The 16,306-nt window shown below is 47.5% G+C and carries 10 protein-coding genes and 1 pseudogene; 8 read left to right on the forward strand and 3 right to left on the reverse strand.

What is annotated here, in order from left to right; translation table 11 throughout:
* Nucleotides 1-256 precede the first annotated feature (256 nt).
* Together JGUZn3_RS03955 and JGUZn3_RS12565 are read left to right on the forward strand one after the other, a co-directional pair.
* Nucleotides 257-619, forward strand: a pseudogene (locus JGUZn3_RS03955) (phosphate acyltransferase PlsX); the annotation flags it as partial.
* A 267-nt stretch (nt 620-886) separates the two neighbouring features.
* The gene (locus JGUZn3_RS12565) at nt 887-1,018 is read left to right on the forward strand and encodes a hypothetical protein (protein WP_275402852.1); all 132 of its coding nucleotides are present in this window, start codon (nt 887-889) and stop codon (nt 1,016-1,018) included.
* A gap of 115 nt (nt 1,019-1,133) precedes the next feature.
* On the opposite strand, the gene treF is transcribed toward JGUZn3_RS12565, so the two are convergent.
* A complete protein-coding gene (gene treF, locus JGUZn3_RS03960) occupies nt 1,134-3,329 on the reverse strand; it encodes an alpha,alpha-trehalase TreF (protein ID WP_238996891.1) in 2,196 nt (731 codons plus the stop codon).
* An 868-nt stretch (nt 3,330-4,197) separates the two neighbouring features.
* Between treF and JGUZn3_RS03965 the strand changes: the two genes are divergently transcribed.
* The 5 genes from JGUZn3_RS03965 (at nt 4,198) to JGUZn3_RS03985 (ending at nt 12,897) form a co-directional block, all read left to right on the forward strand.
* Nucleotides 4,198-5,391, forward strand: a complete 1,194-nt coding sequence (locus JGUZn3_RS03965) for an efflux RND transporter periplasmic adaptor subunit (protein ID WP_203414414.1) — start codon at nt 4,198-4,200, stop codon at nt 5,389-5,391.
* 61 nt (nt 5,392-5,452) lie between these two features.
* Nucleotides 5,453-8,611 carry an efflux RND transporter permease subunit gene (locus tag JGUZn3_RS03970; protein WP_203414415.1) on the forward strand — a complete coding sequence of 1,053 codons (3,159 nt, stop codon included), beginning with the start codon at nt 5,453-5,455 and terminating at the stop codon, nt 8,609-8,611.
* Nucleotides 8,608-10,332, forward strand: coding sequence for an efflux transporter outer membrane subunit (locus JGUZn3_RS03975; RefSeq protein ID WP_203414416.1), 1,725 nt, complete (start codon nt 8,608-8,610; stop codon nt 10,330-10,332). The genes JGUZn3_RS03970 and JGUZn3_RS03975 overlap by 4 nt, the downstream gene beginning before the upstream one ends.
* A 367-nt stretch (nt 10,333-10,699) precedes the next feature.
* On the forward strand, nt 10,700-12,163 hold the full coding sequence (locus tag JGUZn3_RS03980) for an APC family permease (protein ID WP_203414791.1): 1,464 nt from the start codon (nt 10,700-10,702) through the stop codon (nt 12,161-12,163).
* A gap of 59 nt (nt 12,164-12,222) precedes the next feature.
* Nucleotides 12,223-12,897, forward strand: a complete 675-nt coding sequence (locus JGUZn3_RS03985; protein WP_203414417.1) for a LolA family protein — start codon at nt 12,223-12,225, stop codon at nt 12,895-12,897.
* A 77-nt stretch (nt 12,898-12,974) separates the two neighbouring features.
* Here JGUZn3_RS03985 and rsmI read toward each other — a convergent pair whose 3' ends face one another.
* On the reverse strand, nt 12,975-13,895 hold the full coding sequence (gene rsmI, locus JGUZn3_RS03990) for a 16S rRNA (cytidine(1402)-2'-O)-methyltransferase (RefSeq protein ID WP_203414418.1): 921 nt from the start codon (nt 13,893-13,895) through the stop codon (nt 12,975-12,977).
* Nucleotides 13,896-14,089: 194 nt separating this feature from the next.
* Here rsmI and JGUZn3_RS03995 point away from each other — a divergent pair, with 194 nt between their 5' ends.
* Nucleotides 14,090-15,472, forward strand: a complete 1,383-nt coding sequence (locus JGUZn3_RS03995) for a penicillin-binding protein activator (RefSeq protein WP_203414419.1) — start codon at nt 14,090-14,092, stop codon at nt 15,470-15,472.
* A gap of 87 nt (nt 15,473-15,559) precedes the next feature.
* On the opposite strand, the gene JGUZn3_RS04000 is transcribed toward JGUZn3_RS03995, so the two are convergent.
* On the reverse strand, nt 15,560-15,937 hold the full coding sequence (locus tag JGUZn3_RS04000) for a hypothetical protein (RefSeq protein ID WP_203414420.1): 378 nt from the start codon (nt 15,935-15,937) through the stop codon (nt 15,560-15,562).
* Between the last annotated feature and the right edge of the window lie 369 nt (nt 15,938-16,306).

Raw genomic sequence — 16,306 nt, forward strand, 5'->3', positions numbered from 1 at the left:
TTGGAGGAGTATGCTAAGGTGCCCAAAAAGAGCACCTGAAAAGAGCACTTGGCTGCCCTTGTTAAGGTTTGCAGGCTTACGAAGGCGGAGTTCGGCTTTTTAGGTGTTGTTGTATAAACACATGTATATACACTTCTTTTTGCACACCCCGCTTTTGCAGACAATCCTGTAAAGCGGGCACTTTATTGCGCTTGGCCTCTGGTTTACGACCTGTTACGGCATCTGTCTTACAATGACTTTAATAAGTTGATCATTCATTAGCCCTACGGTTAAGGGTGATGTTGTGATGCTGGACTTGGGGGCCAATGTTCATTGTGATTGGAGAAATCTTGTAGAGTTCGCCGTTATGGGTGATGCTTTTGCAAAAGCAGTTTTAGGTCTTAATGCTCCTTCTATAGGGTTTCTGAATGTTGGTTCTGAAGAATTGAAGGGTGATGAACGCTTAAAGGTTGCTGCGGAGATCCTCAAGGAGAGCCCTCTTTCAAAGCAGTTTTATGGGTTTGTTGAAGGGCACGATATTACCGCAGGAACGACTGATATTGTTGTTACTGATGGTTTTACGGGCAATGTTGCCCTTAAAGCAGGTGAGGGTGCTCTAAAACTGGCTTTTACGCTCGTGTAAAAAGTGTATATAGCAAAACTATGTTGATCATGATTTTTATGTCCTGAAGAGAGAAGAGAGAAGAGAGAAGAGAGAAGAGAGAAGAGAGAAGAGAGAAGAGAGAAGAGAGCTGTTTTCCGCGAAGGTCTTTCGGGATGGCAAGTCGTACGGTTTAAGAGAAAAAAACTAAAGACGGTTTTTTGGTCCCTTTGAGAATGCTGCGCGTTACGTTCTTTCTCTAGAGTTCCTTATTTTCTGTGTAGAATGGTTTGTGCAGGATAATCTATGCAGAATGAAGCCGTGGTAAATACAAGGGATGTTTTGGCCCATAGTCCTCGTAAAGGCTTGAAAACATGCGATATGACACGCGATATTACGGATGATCTTTCCCATGTGGCAAAGCTGGTTGAAACCTGATGTGAAAGCTTGAAAACACATGATATTACTAGTGATCTTCCTCATGTGGCGAAGTTATTTGAAGCCCGATGGAATTCTCCCATGGTTGAATGGCATCAGGGCTAAAAACGAGTTTTTAAGGGGTGTTTTCTAAAAAGGAGGCTTCGGGCGCCTCAAGGGAAGAGTCCCCAGATGGGAAGAGGGTAGAAGAGAAGGCGTTAGGCTGGATAGCCCTGTTTAACGCTGTGAGGAATTCTTGCGAAGGGCTAACCTTTGAACCCGCAAGAGGAAAGGTCCACTCCGTTTCCCCCTCCATTGCTGTGTGTTCAATGCTTTGTAAACCAATGCCCTGTAAATAAGGGAACACAACCCTGAGAAGAGAATGCGAGGGGATAGCGGGGAGATTTTCCAAAGAGGTCTGGGCACTGATAAGGCTATGCCCTGCCGAGGTAAAAGCATCAATAGGGGGCATGAATTTTACAGCCAGAGTGGGGGCTGCATGGGGGTTTTTCTTCAGGATGGCTGCGGCCTCCTCAGGGTAGCGGTTCATCAGGCCCAAAAGGGTTCCATTCGTCCAGCCAAAGCCCACCTGCATGGGATATTCTCCCCCACCTTTCCCTCCGACGGGGCTTATGGTTTTTGCCACGACATCATATTTCTCCAACAATACGCCAGATTTTTCATAGGTTGCAATAACACGGGTCATCCACCGTGTTGCAATATCGCGGGCCAGGGCAGCTTGGCCATAGGCATTGAGCCCTTTTACAGCCATCCACTCCAAGGGGGCCCAACCATTGGGGAAATCCCATTGTTGGCCACTATTTTGGTCTGTAGCCACAAGACCACCATTTTTAAGCAGTTTGGTTTTTAAGATCTGCGCTACCGCCTGGCTTTGCTGCGGGGAGGCAAGATGCAGGAAAAGAGGAACCACCATGGCGGCACTGTAAACGGGAGTATGTTGGCCGGTTGTCCAGTTATAGTCAAAATAGCCTTCTCGTTTTTCATCCCATAAAAGGGTGTTGAGGGCCGTGATGCGCTTTTGGGCCAAGCGCTCATAAAACAGGGATTTTTCAGGATCCTCTTTTAAAAGATAGGCATGGGCTAGGACCTGCTCGAGGTGAGCCATCAAGCTATTCAGTTCTATGGGCAGTAATTCTGTTGTGTTCATGCGTCCAAGGGTATGCTGATCGGTCAGCCATCGTGATGAAAAGTCCCATCCTGTTTCTGAGCCTGCCCGCAAGTTGCGATAGATTTCAGCAGCGGGGCGGTTTTTAATATGTTGGGCGGTATGAATATCCTGGGGGTAGCTTTCATCACGGGGGGTGTCCATATCATCCCAGTGGCGATTCATAACGGTGTTATCGGCTAAGCGTACCACGTGGCGGTAGGCTTTTCCGGCTTTAAGGGTTTCTGCCCCATTCATCCAATAATCATACTCACGCTGTAATTCAGGAAGGTAGGTGAGATAGACCTTTTGTCCATCCTGTTCTGCAAGGAGGTCAACCATTAAGGCGAAAAAAGGGGGTTGTGAGCGACTCAGATAATAGGTGCGGTTTCCATTGGGGATATGGCCGTACCGATCTATGAGCGAGGCCATGTCTATTACCATATTTCGTAGAAGTTCTGCTTTTCCAGCCTCATAAAGGCCAATCATGGTGAAATACGAGTCCCAGTAATAAATCTCGCTAAAGCGCCCCCCTGGAACAATATAAGGTTTGGGAAGGGGCAGCAAGGAGGAGTAGAGCTCGTAGCGGTCTGCCTCGCGCTTTAAAACCTCCCACATATCGGCAATATAATCCAGAACAGACATATCAGGCCTGGGGTTAAAGGAGACTTTTTTAAGGGGAGGTTGGGTAAAATGCTGGGCTACGAAATCTTTAAGGTTAAAATTATCCTGCTGTTTTTGCTTGTTATACAATTTCAGTAAGGTTGCCGGGGGGCGATCGGGGATAATGTCGGCTACTGTTTTGGCATCGGTAAAAATATGGGCTTGCCCAATGGCTGCAAAAAGTTCACCCAAGGCCATGGAAGGGGGGGTAAGATCTTGTTGCTCGCTATCGTGTTTGGCTTCGGTTTTCTTGGGGCTGGCCAGATCGGCAACAGGGGGAGAGGACGGTTTTTTTTGCTCTTCCTCTGGGGTGGATTGAACGGTGTGAATATGGCTGGGGGTATGAAGGCTCTCTGGTTGAGGCGCGCTGAAGAACTGAGCTTGAGCAGAAGGTATAGCAAGGCTAAACACCAGAGAAAAACAGGCCAGAAAATGCAGAATATCGCGAGGAAGAAATAAAAACTTACGCCTGCACGAGAAAAGAAGACACCTGGCCTGTCGCACCTTTATATGTCCTTTATCTGAAAGAGAATAGGATAACAGCTTTGTTAAGAGATAATAATGAATGTTGGGGGGTAAAGGGTTCTCATTTCACTTATTGTATCATTCAGTTCTTGTATCATTCAGTCATTTTACAGAGATAAAGACTTATAGTCATGGAGGTGGCAGTCATGAAGGTGGGACATGGAGCCTGCATCATAAGCTACAGCATAGCCGCTACAAGTACGAGACCAGCCGAAAAGGTGAGGGATTGAAGCCGTATTCCTTGGCCCATATTCCTTGGAAAGGCATAAAAGGTATAAAAGGCACGCTATTTTACTCCTGTAAGGATTTTGCCCTTATCAAAGAGCACCACTACCTTCTCCTGCAGGGTTGCCCCTACAGGGTTGCATTGGCAAGGGGATGGTTGGTTATTTTAACACGAGGCCAGAAAGATTGTTCCAACTTTTTTCTGTTAATCTATTAAGAGAATGGATCACGATAAAAACTTATAAAAAACGGCTTGTGTCTTCACCAATGGGCAGGATCAGTGGCAGGGATCATTCTTGATCACCCCCGAAAGACAAGCAGAATCCTTTCAAGGTTGGGGAATAGGGCCGAGGTCTGAGGAGAACATGACCTTGGACAAGGTTTTGCAATATTACCTTTATGGTCTTTCCAACGATGGATATGAATAGAGTACCGTGGAATTAAAGATATTTTTTGTTGGTTAACCTATCATTAGGAAATGAATGAAAGTTCTTGACTTGGGGAGTGATCTCCAGATAACTACCGAATGGTAATGTCCAACAGTAGTGTTACTTCATGAAATGATGAGTGTGGTGTAACTCTGGTTGAAATTAAGGCTCATATCAGGTAGCCGGAGTAGAGAATGCAGTTTTTTTCTTGTAAACGACAGCTCGATGCGCGCTTGACCAAGTGGGCGATTTTAGCAACAGGGTTAAGCATATTTGCGGCCACATTGGCAGGGTGCGAAAAAAAAGCTCCCCCTAAAGGCAAGGCTGCCCGGCAGGTTTATGTTGTAACCGTGCATAAGAAAAGCACAGAGCTGCAAGTTAACCTTCCCGGCCGTGTAAACTCCGTCCAAATTGCGGAGATTCGCCCACAGGCTACAGGGATCTTGTGGAAACGTATGTTTGTGGAAGGGGCAGATGTTAAAAAAGGCCAGCAGCTTTATCAGATAGATCCACGCCCCTACCAAACGGCTTACGAGAATGCTCAGGCCCAGCTTGTCCATGATGAAGCCCTTTATACCACCCAGCATTTACGGGCCCAGCGCTATGGGCCTCTTAAGAACATTTCTGCTGTCAGCTTGCAGGATTATAACGATGCGGTGGCCACCGAAAAGCAGACCAAGGCGAATATTGTCAATGATAAAGCCTCTGTCCGCAGGGCGCAGATTGACCTGGACTATACAAAGGTGTTTTCTCCCATCAGCGGGCGTATCAGCCGCTCGGTAGCAACCCAAGGGGCCTTGGTTACAGCGAACCAGACCGATCCTATCGCAACTGTAACGCAGCTTGACCCGATCTATGTTGATATTAATGAGCCCACTGTTGAGCAGTTGCGTATCAGGCAACGTCTACAACAGGATAAGCTCGATAAAATTAACGGCAAGAGCGCTGTTAAAGTCACCCTTTATCTCGAGGATGGCTCACAATATCCCCTGCAGGGAGAGCTTCTTTTCTCGGAAGTTATTGTTGACCAGCAGGTGGGCACAGTGGTTCAACGTGTGCTTTTCCCCAACCCCAACAAGCTTTTACTTCCTGGCATGTATGTCAGGGCTGTTCTGCATGAAGGCAAAGAGGATAATACCTTTGAAGTTCCTGCAGAGGGTGTTATGCGCGATTTGGCAGATACCCCTTATGTGTATGTTGTTGGCAAGGGGAATAAGGTTGTCCGTAAAGTGATTAACCTTCAAAGGCAGGAGGGTGAAAACTGGATTGTTGTCGGCGGGATCGACGATGGTGACCGCGTTATTGTCTCTGACCCATCTTCCTTGATTACCGGAGATACGGTTAAGCCAGAGGAAGGGATGAACAAGCTTGGGTTTGTTCCCAAATAACAGGAGGTTGGTGGTTTGTTATTTGGTATTAGATGGTTTTAAGGTTTAAGAACGGATTAGAATGTCCCTATCACGCTTTTTTATTGATCGACCGATTTTTGCCTGGGTGGTAGCCCTTATTATTTCCATTATAGGCGTTATTCAAATTATCAGTCTACCGGTGGCACAATGGCCGTTAATTGCCCCGCCGCCTATTACTATTTCTGCCACCTATCCAGGGGCTACGGCTGATACTGTTCAAAGAACAGTGGTAGATCCCATCTTGCAGAGTGTCTACGGGCTGGACAATCTGGAATATATTTCTGCTGTGGCCAATGCTGATGGAAGCAGCACCATCACGCTGACCTTTGCCCAGGGCACGAACCCTGATACGGCAGCCACCCAGGTGCTGATTCGTATGAATGTGGCGAATTCCCTGTTGCCATCGGTGGTAGCCCTTCAGGGAATTCGTATCAGTAAGTCCAATAAAAGCCTAAGCATGGTGGTGAGCTTAAGCTCAGAAGACAACTCCATGGACGAGGCGGCCTTGGGCGACCTTATGGCTACGGATGTACAAAACCCCGTAACTCGTTTGAACGGTATTGGCGATTACCTTCTGTTTTCGTCCGAATATGCTATGCGTGTGTGGCTTGATCCCGACAAGATGAATAACTACCAGCTTAATGTTGGTGATGTCATGCAGTCCATCGAGGCCCAGAATGCCGAACAGCCCTTGGGGGAATTCGGAAAATTGCCGGCTCTGCCCCAGACACGGACCTATGCCCTCTCTAGCGGTATTAGGCGTTTAATGTCACCTGAGCAGTTTCAGAATATTCTACTCAAGGTCAAAACGAATGGAGCTACCGTCCATCTTTCTGACATTGCTAAGGTAGAGCTGGGGCCTATGCAGTTCCAACCCTTGGGCATGCTTAACGGCCATCAGATTGCGCCTTTGGGCCTTAAGCTTTCGCCGACAGCAAACCAGCTTGCTGTTGCGAATGAGGTCTATGACAAAATGAAGGACCTCTCGCGGTATTTCCCTCCCCATACCAAGGTTGAATACCCAGTCGATACCTCCCCCTTTGTGGTTGCCTCCATGCATGAAGTGGTAGAAACATTGGTTATTGCCGTGCTCTTGGTGGTGGTGGTGATGTATTTGTTCTTGCAAAGCTGGCGGGCAACACTTGTGCCTTCTATTGCAGTGCCTGTGGTGTTGCTGGGGACATTTGCCATTTTAGGGTTTGCCGGGTTTACCATTAACACTTTGACTATGTTAGCCATGGTTCTTGCTATTGGGCTGCTGGTTGATGATGCGATCGTTGTGGTGGAAAATGTTGAACGCGTGATGGAAGAAGACAATCTGGATGCCAAGGAGGCTACGCGTGTCTCTATGGATCAGATCAGTGGGGCCTTGGTCGGTATTGCTGTTGTGCTTTCGGTTGTTTTTATTCCTATGGCCTTTTTCAGTGGTTCTGCTGGCGTGGTTTATAGGCAGTTTTCCATTACTATTGTTTCGGCCATGATTCTCTCTGTTATCATTGCCCTTATTTTTTCACCGGCCTTATGTGCAACCTTGCTGAAACCTCGTGAAGAAGGAAAAAAGCCATTTTGGTTTTTCCGGAAATTTAACCAGGGTTTTGAGTGGATGGTCAGCCATTATATCCGCTGTGTTAAAGTGATGATGAACCACTGGGTGATCACCCTGATCGCCTATCTTGCGATTTGTGCGGTTGTGGCACTCTTTTATATGCGTATTCCTGGTGGCTTTATGCCAGATGAGGATCAGGGGGAGTTCTATATTCAGACCACCTTGGCCCCAGGGGCTTCGGCTGCCCAGGTTGCAGCCGTTAACGAGCAGATTATGAATTACTACCTTACCCAGGAAAAGGATTCTGTTGAGCTGTGCTTTACAGCGATTGGCTTTAATTTTGGGGGCCAGGCACAGAATGCAGCTTTTGGGGCTGTGCATCTTAAACCCTTTGATGAGCGAAGAGGAAAGCAAGATTCGGCTGAGGCCGTTATTGCCCGTTCGCGCAAGTTCTTCTCGACCATCCGAGGGGCAACGATTATTCCCTTTCTTCCACCCCCTGTGAAGGATTTGGGAAATGCCACCGGTTTTGACCTTGAGCTTGAAGACCGTGGCCATCTCGGGGTACAAAAAATGGCAGAGGCCAGACGCAAGCTGTTAAGAATGGCCAGTGCTGATAAAAGGCTTGTGGCTGTTCGCCCGAATGGGCTGAGTGACGCTCCCGAATACACTTTTAATATTGATCGGCAAAAAGCCAGTGCCCAGGGTGTTTCAATTAGTGATATCAACACGATGCTGGCAACCATTATTGGCTCTAACGATGCAGGTCTTTTTAACCTTCGTGGGCGCGTGAAGCATGTGTTTGTACAAGGGGCACCAGATTCGCGTATGAAGCCGGAGCAGTTGTTGCAAAAATGGTATATCCGCAATGGACAAGGGAGCATGGTTCCACTCAGCACATTTGTAACAGGGCACTGGACAACAGGGCGCCTTAAGGTGGAAACCTATAATGGCTACTCCTCTTACGAAATTGTAGGCCAAGGGGCAGCGGGGATCAGCTCTGGCCAGGCTATGAAAATTATGGAAGAGTATGTGGCCAAACTTGGCCCTGGTATAGGGCATGAGTGGACGGGCATGTCATATGAAGAGCAGAAAAGCGCGGGTCAGGCCTGGAAGCTTTATGCGATTTCCATTGTTATTGTCTTGCTCTCTCTTGCCGCCCTTTATGAAAGCTGGCCTATCCCCTTTGCGGTGATGATGGTTGTTCCCTTGGGAATTTTGGGGGCCACAGGCTTAACCATTTTGCGCGGGTTAAGTAACGACGTCTACTTCCAGGTGGGGCTGTTAACAACAGTAGGACTTTCAGCGAAAAACGCCATTCTGATTGTGGAATTTGCCAAGGAGCATTATGATTCCGGTAAAAGTCTGTTTGAGTCAGCCTGGCTTGCTGCCCATGAGCGTATTCGCCCCATTTTAATGACATCACTGGCCTTTGTGTTTGGTGTTCTGCCCTTAGCTATTGCCACTGGGCCTGGGGCTGCCAGCCATGTGGATATGGGTACTAGCCTTACCGGTGGGGTTGTCAGTGCAACTGTTTTGGCCCTGCTTTTTGTACCTGTGTTTTTTATTGTGGTGTTGCGGGCCTTTGGTGTGAAACCCCATCCTATACAAAAAGAAGCTTCAAAGACAACAGCAGGACAGGCTATGGAATGATGATGGTCAAGCAGGCATTAAACGCTAGAATGCAGGTTCGCGGCCTTGTAAAAGGGTATGGGGCTTGTGCAGACAATAGGCCGGTTCAGGGTTTGCGCCAGGGTTTGCGAATGAAGAGGCCTGTTGGGTGGGTTATCAGTGTTTGCATGGTTTTTCTGGTCTCCTTAGGGGGATGTAATCTTGTGCCAGACTATCACCGCCCTGATTTTCCCGTTGCGCAAAACTGGCCCATTGGGCCTGCCTATGGCCCAGCTCTCTTAAATGATGCTGGCAAGCCCGGGGTTGAAACTATTGGCTGGAAGGCGTTTTTTCATGACCCTGTTCTCATCAGGCTGATTGAAATTAGCTTGCGCAACAATCGGGACCTGCGTGTTGCAACCGAAAATATCATTAGTCAACGTTCGGCCTATCAGTACCAACGTGGGGAGCTGTTTCCGACCATTAGTGGTCAGTTTTCTGCCAGTTATGCAACTTATCCCGGAAGTACGCTCAGCTCTTCCAGCACTACCGTGCATTGGAACAGGCTGCAGACCGGGTTTGGCATTTCCAATTATCAGATTGACCTTTTTGACCATGTCAGAAGCTTAACGGAACAGGCTTTTGAAGAATATATGGCCCAGATCAATACTCGTATGAGTGTTCAGATCAGCTTGATGACTCAGGTTACCAATGCTTATCTTACCTGGATAGCCGATCGGGAAAGCTTACGTGTTATTCAAGGTACGGTTGAAAACAGGGCTAAGAATTTGGATCTGGTCTCTAGTCTGTTGCGTTATGGCCAGCAAACCGGCCAGGCCCGTGCGGAAGCCCAAGAGGCCTATCAACAGGCTAAAAGCCAGGAAATGCAGTATACTCGCCAAGTGGCCCTGGATATGAATAATCTTGTGCTTTTATTAGGGACCAATCCACCCCCGCCCTTACTGGCACAGATGGAACAGGTTACCTCTTTACAGCAGGTAGAACCTTTCCCTCCTTTGCCTCAGGGGGTTCCGTCTCAGTTGTTGCAAAGACGGCCTGATATCCGTGCGGCTGAACATCAGCTTTTGGCAGCCAATGCGAATATTGGGTATGTCCGTTCCCAGTTTTATCCCTCCATTTTGCTGTCAACCGCTTCTGTGGGCACGGGTGGTACGCAGTTTGCCCAGTTTTTTAAGAAACATTCCTTAATCTGGCAGCTGGCCCCTACTGTGAGCTTGCCAATTTTTACAGCGGGGCAGAATGTGGCTGGTCTTGAACAGGCCAAGGCAGAACAACGTGTTGCTGTGGCCCAATACCAAAAGGCCGTACAAACGGCTTTTAGGGAAGTGGCTGATGCCTTGGCGTCTCGCCATACCTATTCCCAGCAGATTGGATTTGACCAGGAGAGGGTGGTGGCAAGCCATACAGACTATACCCTTTCAAGAGCCCGCTTCCTGAATGGGGTTGATAGTTTTTTAAATACGTTGGTGGCTCAAAATACGTATCTTACCAATCAGCTTACCCTTATTCAGTCCCGCTTGCAGTATAAGAATAGCCTTTCTACCTTATATACTGCGTTAGGTGGGGGGTGGACAGTGTCGGAGGAAATGCCCATTCCCAATGCTCGTGCTGTGAATGATCCGAAAGGCCCTGTTCAAAATACAGCGACACCCCCACAGAGTGTTAAGGCAGTAGATAGTGGTTTGGCAACACATGGCCAAGCTGTTAATCTTCAACCTCTAACAGGGCAAAAAAGCCAATAGGTTTCGTTCGTTGCTTGTCAAGATTCGTTGCCTGTTAAGAAGAGTATCCTTCTGGCTTGAGGGCGAGGGGATGTCTTGTCTCAGAAAGAGTGTCTGGTTCTAGAAAGGATGTCTGGTAAAACTGAGAAACTTCAAAACTGGGAAACCTACTGAGCCTTTTTTCTGAAATACGCTTGTAAAATAAATACGCTTGCAAAATACTGAAAAATGCACGGTCTATCTTGAAAAGGTGGTTGTCTTGGGTAGAAGGTTTATTCCATGGTAAAAAGGTGGAGTTCATAATACGATAAGGTTCAGCAGGGTGGGAAAAATAGAAAAAAACGCAACATCACTATCTTCATCCCGTCAACGTAAAACCTTCCAGCAGATGCAGGCAGAACTTCACTCCCATGGGTTAAAAAGAAGTCTGGGGCGCTTTCAGCTGACCATGCTCGGGATAGGCTCAATTGTAGGAGCTGGGATTTACGTTATGACGGGGATGGCGGCTTCGGTTTATGCTGGCCCGGCCATATTGGTTTCATTTGTCGTTGCTGGTTTGGCTTGTTTATTTACAGCCTTTTCTTATGGCGAGCTGGCTTCGGTTATGCCGGTTTCGGGCTCAGCCTATAGTTATGCTTATCTTTCCTTGGGGGAAGTTTTTGCCTGGGGAGTTGGTTGGTTATTGCTTTTGGAATATGGTATTTCCGATGCCAGTGTGGCTGCGGGTTTTTCAGGCTATCTGACAAGTTTTCTTCAGGATATCGGTATTACCATGCCACAGGCCTTGGTGACGCCAACACTGGGTACTACGGCTGATGGGGCATTGGTCGGCCATATGAGTATTGATTTATTGGGGGCAGGGGCCATTGGGCTGGTTACGTTTTGCCTGTTATTAGGTGTTTCAGAGAATGCCACCATCAATGCCATCATTGTTGTAATTAAAATTCTGGTTCTTCTTGTGTTTGTGGGTTTGGGGGTATTTTATGTTCATAAAGCCAATTTTACGCCCTTTATTCCTCCAGCGACAGACGGCTTTCATTATGGCTATTCTGGCATATTCCGTGCAGCATCTATTATCTTTTTTGCCTATGTGGGGTTTGAGGCTGTTTCAACAGCATCTTCAGAAGCCCGTAACCCAGCCCGAGATGTGCCGTTTGGCATTATAGTCTCCTTATTGGTCTGTACATTAATTTATATGGCAACGGCTGCGGTCATGGTAGGGGTGGTTCCCTATCGGGAACTGAATGTCGCGGATCCTTTAGCGATTGCAGTTAATCATATGCAGATGCCCTGGCTAGGCAGTATATTGAAGTTGGCTGCGGTTACAGGGCTGTTTTCTGTTATGCTGGTTTTACTTTTCGGCCAGACCCGGATTTTTTATGCCATGTCTTACGATGGCTTGCTGCCTGCCGCTTTTAGCAAGCTTCATCCGCGTTTTGCCACCCCTTGGACAGGCACCTTGGTTATAGGCGTTGTGGTGGCTTTGGCAACGGCCTTTTTGCCTCTGGATATTATTAGTGATCTTGTCAGTTTAGGGACAGCCACAGCATTTGGGGTGGTGTGTTTTACAGTGATCTGGCAGCGGAATGTTCACCCAGAGCTGGAACGCCCTTTCAAGGTACCGTTAGGGGCAATAAGAATAAAAAATATCTGGCTGGGAATAACCCCCTGTTTAGGAATTTTCTTTTGTCTGGTTATGGCAGGGCCGTTACTCATTGATATGGTTTTGGCCTTCTTTAGGGGAAACCCAGTGCCTTTATTGCTTTTATTGGCCTATTTGCTGATAGGGATTTTGGCTTATATCTGTTACGGAAGGAAACATTCCAGGCTTTCAAAGCATTATAATCAGTAACAAAATGCCAAAAACAGCGCCTTAGTAATAAAGCTGTTTTGTAAAGAGAAGGATCTTTTATGAAAATAATTCCGGTTGCACTGGCTGCTGGTGTTTATGGGCTCGTGGGGGGCGTGAGCACCCAAGCCATAGCCAAATCCCCTACCACCATTACAATTCAAACGGGGGAGCGTGTAGCTCCATTATCTTTAACAGCAGCGCAGCAGGCTTGGGTCAAAAAAGTTGAAGACTGGATGAATAGTGTAAGCACCCTTAAGGCCCGTTTTCAGCAGATTGCTCAAAATGGGTCTCGTACAACGGGGGATGCCTGGATTGAACGGCCCGGAAAAATGCGGTTCCAATATGATAAACCTAGTCCCTTACTGTTGGTGGCCAATGAAGGGAAACTTATTTTTAATGATAGCCAGCTGGATCAGACCACAACCATTCCGTTAAATAAAACGCCTTTAGGGCTTCTTTTACGAGAAAATTTGCGCCTCTCCGGTGATGTGACGATAACAGGTTTTCAACAGACCAATGGCTTTGTCATGGTGCGGGTTATACGCAGCAATGCCCCGGGAGAGGGAAACCTTACGCTGGTTTTTTGGCAAAACCCATTTGCCTTACGCGGTTGGCGTGTGGTGGACGCCCAAGGCCGCCAAACCCAGGTCGACCTCTTTGAGCTCCAAAAAGGAGAAGAATTTCCCTCTTCATTATTCAGCCTTGATATTGGACGGAATAAGCACGACGAGTAAAGCCAGAAAACCCCTTCAGCTCTGAAGCCAGAAGAGGAGATTACTTATTGCGATGCTATTGTATGGCCGCGTTATTGTTACGGTAATTCTGTTTTAGGGGTGTTTTGGGCAAGCTCAAGGGCGCGGGTATAAACTGTTTTTTTTGGCAGGTTTAACGTTTTTGCCACGAAAGCGGCTGCATCTTTCAGGCTCATATGGGTTAGGGCGTGTAAAATATGGCGGTCAAGCTCTGCTTGCGTGGTAACAGTGGGGGTGCTGTTGGGGGCCATAAGCAGGACAATTTCGCCACGAGGGGGAGTATGGGCATAAAAATCTGCCAATTCTTTGGCCGAGCCCCGGCGGAGTTCCTCAAAGCGTTTGGTCAATTCTCGGGCAATGGCCACAGGGCGTTGGCTGCCAAAAACTTCAGCGATGTCACCAAGGCATTCGGCAAGCCGATGGGGAGCTTCGTACCAGATAACAGTTGTGGAAAGACCTGCTTGCTCTACGGCTTTCAGGATGGAAAAATCGCTTAAACGGGCGGCCTGCCGTGTGGGGGGAAAGCCCATAAAAAGAAAAGGGTGGGGGGGAAAGCCCGAAAGCGTTAACGCCATAAGAGCAGCATTGGGCCCAGGAATTGCCGTTACGGGCAGCTCAGCCTCAATTACAGCGCGAACAAGGCGGTAACCCGGATCAGAAATAACAGGTGTTCCGGCATCACTGACAAGGGCAATGGTCATCCCCTTATGCAGCCGGGAAATATGGGTGGGAATACGGTGGGCTTCATTATGATCATGCAGGGATTCGGTGGGGGTTGTTATGCCATAATGCTGTAGAAGCCTTGCGGTAACGCGAGTATCTTCACACAAGATCAAGTCCGCCTGGGCCAGCACTTGCCTTGCCCGGGCGCTTAAATCTTCCAGATTACCGATGGGGGTGGCCACCAGGCAGAATATCCCCTTTTCACGCAGGTTGAGGGTATGGTCTTGGAGAGAGGAAAGGGGGTAAAGATCAGGCATGCCGGTCCCTAGAGTTTGAGGAAATGGTTTTGTCAGGTATGGTAAGAGCGTATTATAACCATTTGCTTGATTGGGACTAGGGTTTTAGCTTGTATAAGGTAAGATAAGGGCTTTGGAACATTCCTGGCAAAAAGATGCCGTAATTTTTCAAGATAAAGGGATGTGTGAAAAAAGCTTTAAGAGGAAAGTGCAGAATGTATAGAAATATTTTTACCGTAAAAGGTACCAACAAAAAACAGGGCCTGCCCTATGGGTTAGCTGTGTGTTTGCTGATGGGAGTGGCCGCTTGTAGTCACTCTTCTCCTCAATCATCGGGGGGGGAGCCAGCCCTGAGTTCTTCAGTTGAACAGGGGGGAACCACACCCGGAAAAGTAGGTATTTTCTTACCGCTTTCTGGCCGGAATGGGGGATTGGGGCATAATATGTTGAATGCTGCCAAGCTTGCTCTAGCCGATGAAAAAGACCTGACACTGGATATTCATGATAGTGGTGGCGATATGTCCCGCTTGGTGAACACGGCTATCCAGAATGGTGATGGCATTATTATTGGCCCCTTAACGGCGGAAAATACTGGCAAGCTTTCCTCTGCTGCAAAAATGGCTGGTATTCCCGTGCTGGCTTTTACCAGTGATATCCACCAGGCTCAGCCTGGAGTATGGGTGATGGGGATTACCCCAGAACAGCAGGTAGCACATTTGGTAAAGGCTGCCAAAGCCGAGGGAAGGCAGCATTTTGCCGCTTTTCTTCCTGATACGGCTTTAGGGCATGCTTTGGGAGATGGTCTGATTAGTGCCTGTGAACAGGAAAACCTAGCCCCTGCTCATATTACCTACCATACATCCTCAAAAACGGGTGTGGTTGAAGCCATGAAACTATTTGCGGATTATACTGGCCGGCAGACTCAGACAAGCTCTTCTCTCTCATCAAGCTCAGCATCTTCCTCTGCATCTTCTGGCAATGGGGGAGATAACCTGCTGGCAGAGTTGGACCCTGCTGCTACCTCATCGGGCGCTCCTCAAGCAGCAGCATCGCCAGCAGTAGACCAGGCATCTTCGGGTACCTCTTCTAAAGCTCCGCAGACGCTTGCTCCCCCTGCTTTTGATGCCCTTCTTCTGGGTGATACGGGTGTGCAGTTACAATATGTTATTGATGCCTTGGAAGAGGTGCAAGTCAGCTCCCAGAAGGTCCGTATTTTAGGGCCAGGTCTTTGGGCTGCCTTTTCTTCTAAACTGGGGAGTTTGGCTGGGGCGTGGTATGCCTCTTCTGATCCGGAGTCACGCAGGGGCTTTGTCTCCAAATATTTGGCAAAATATCATACATCTCCCAAGCCATTGGCAGATCTGGCTTATGATTCGGGAGCTTTGGTAGGAAATTTACACAAGAACGGGGGGTATACCGTCTCTAACCTTACCAGACCAGAAGGGTTTTTGGGGGTTGGGGGTGCCTTTAGCTTGTTACCGAACGGGCATGTCCGCCGTGAGCTTGCAATTTTTGAAATTCAACCCCAAGGAAGCGCTGTTATGAAAAAGCCCGCCGTGCAAACAACGGCTGAACACTCTGTGAAGACAAACACATAAAGACAAACACATAAAGACAAACACATACAGCAGGCAAAAGAAAGGGCACGGCTTGCCCATCCCTTATAAGGGATGGGGAAACGCCTACTAGGGCTTGTGGCTAATGTTTAAAGGACGAATACGCAGCAAGGCGTCTTCAAAATTCTTATATTGCCCCAGCTGATAATTGCGAAGGTGATCAATGACCACCCATTTTGTCCCTATGGGCTTAATCATATAGGCAGGGTCGGGTTTTTCCCTCACCCAGATCAAGATATAGTCGATTGTGTCATGTTCCTGGTTTGCAGAAAAGCGGGGGCTTATATCCACATCACATAGCCCCATGCTGGAGCCGACCTCAAGCCAACGCATGAGGTACTCATAGTGCCGTGGAAGGAAGTTTTTTTTCATGGGAATAACATGGGAGTGGACGGATACGCTCAGGTTATTGTTTGCAGGGATTTGATGTAATGCAATTTTTAACATGAACACTTACCCTTTGTTTTAAAAATATGAAAACCGCATTAAAAGTGCGTTTGTTACGCAGCAAATGACCATTAAGGTATAGCTTCACCGTGGATAGAGAAGCCACGGAGCCCATAAAAACAGTATTTTTGCTTTTTTGAAAAATCATTGCTGTTGATAGAGGTAGAGTAAATGGAAAATGAAATAAGCCCGCATGAATAGTTTTATAATTATACTATAAATATACAATAAAGATCATTTTAATAGTAGATATTAAATCTAATGCTTTAAAATGTTTATTATATATCTGTTAGTCTGGTATTGACCTGTATTACCCTATATAACATTTTAGGAAAATTTTCATCATTTTATTAAAAAATAAATTTTATT

It is taken from the genome of Entomobacter blattae, assembly GCF_014672835.1.
GTDB lineage: Bacteria > Pseudomonadota > Alphaproteobacteria > Acetobacterales > Acetobacteraceae > Entomobacter > Entomobacter blattae.

Bases quoted from the DNA above. Each gene is read 5' to 3' on its own strand.
- JGUZn3_RS12565 (WP_275402852.1), top strand. From the start codon at position 887: ATGCAGAATGAAGCCGTGGTAAATACAAGGGATGTTTTGGCCCATAGT.
- JGUZn3_RS03965 (WP_203414414.1), top strand. From the start codon at position 4,198: ATGCAGTTTTTTTCTTGTAAACGACAGCTCGATGCGCGCTTGACCAAG.
- JGUZn3_RS03970 (WP_203414415.1), top strand. From the start codon at position 5,453: ATGTCCCTATCACGCTTTTTTATTGATCGACCGATTTTTGCCTGGGTG.
- JGUZn3_RS03975 (WP_203414416.1), top strand. From the start codon at position 8,608: ATGATGATGGTCAAGCAGGCATTAAACGCTAGAATGCAGGTTCGCGGC.
- JGUZn3_RS03980 (WP_203414791.1), top strand. From the start codon at position 10,700: ATGCAGGCAGAACTTCACTCCCATGGGTTAAAAAGAAGTCTGGGGCGC.
- JGUZn3_RS03985 (WP_203414417.1), top strand. From the start codon at position 12,223: ATGAAAATAATTCCGGTTGCACTGGCTGCTGGTGTTTATGGGCTCGTG.
- rsmI (WP_203414418.1), bottom strand. From the start codon at position 13,895: ATGCCTGATCTTTACCCCCTTTCCTCTCTCCAAGACCATACCCTCAAC.
- JGUZn3_RS03995 (WP_203414419.1), top strand. From the start codon at position 14,090: ATGTATAGAAATATTTTTACCGTAAAAGGTACCAACAAAAAACAGGGC.
- JGUZn3_RS04000 (WP_203414420.1), bottom strand. From the start codon at position 15,937: ATGTTAAAAATTGCATTACATCAAATCCCTGCAAACAATAACCTGAGC.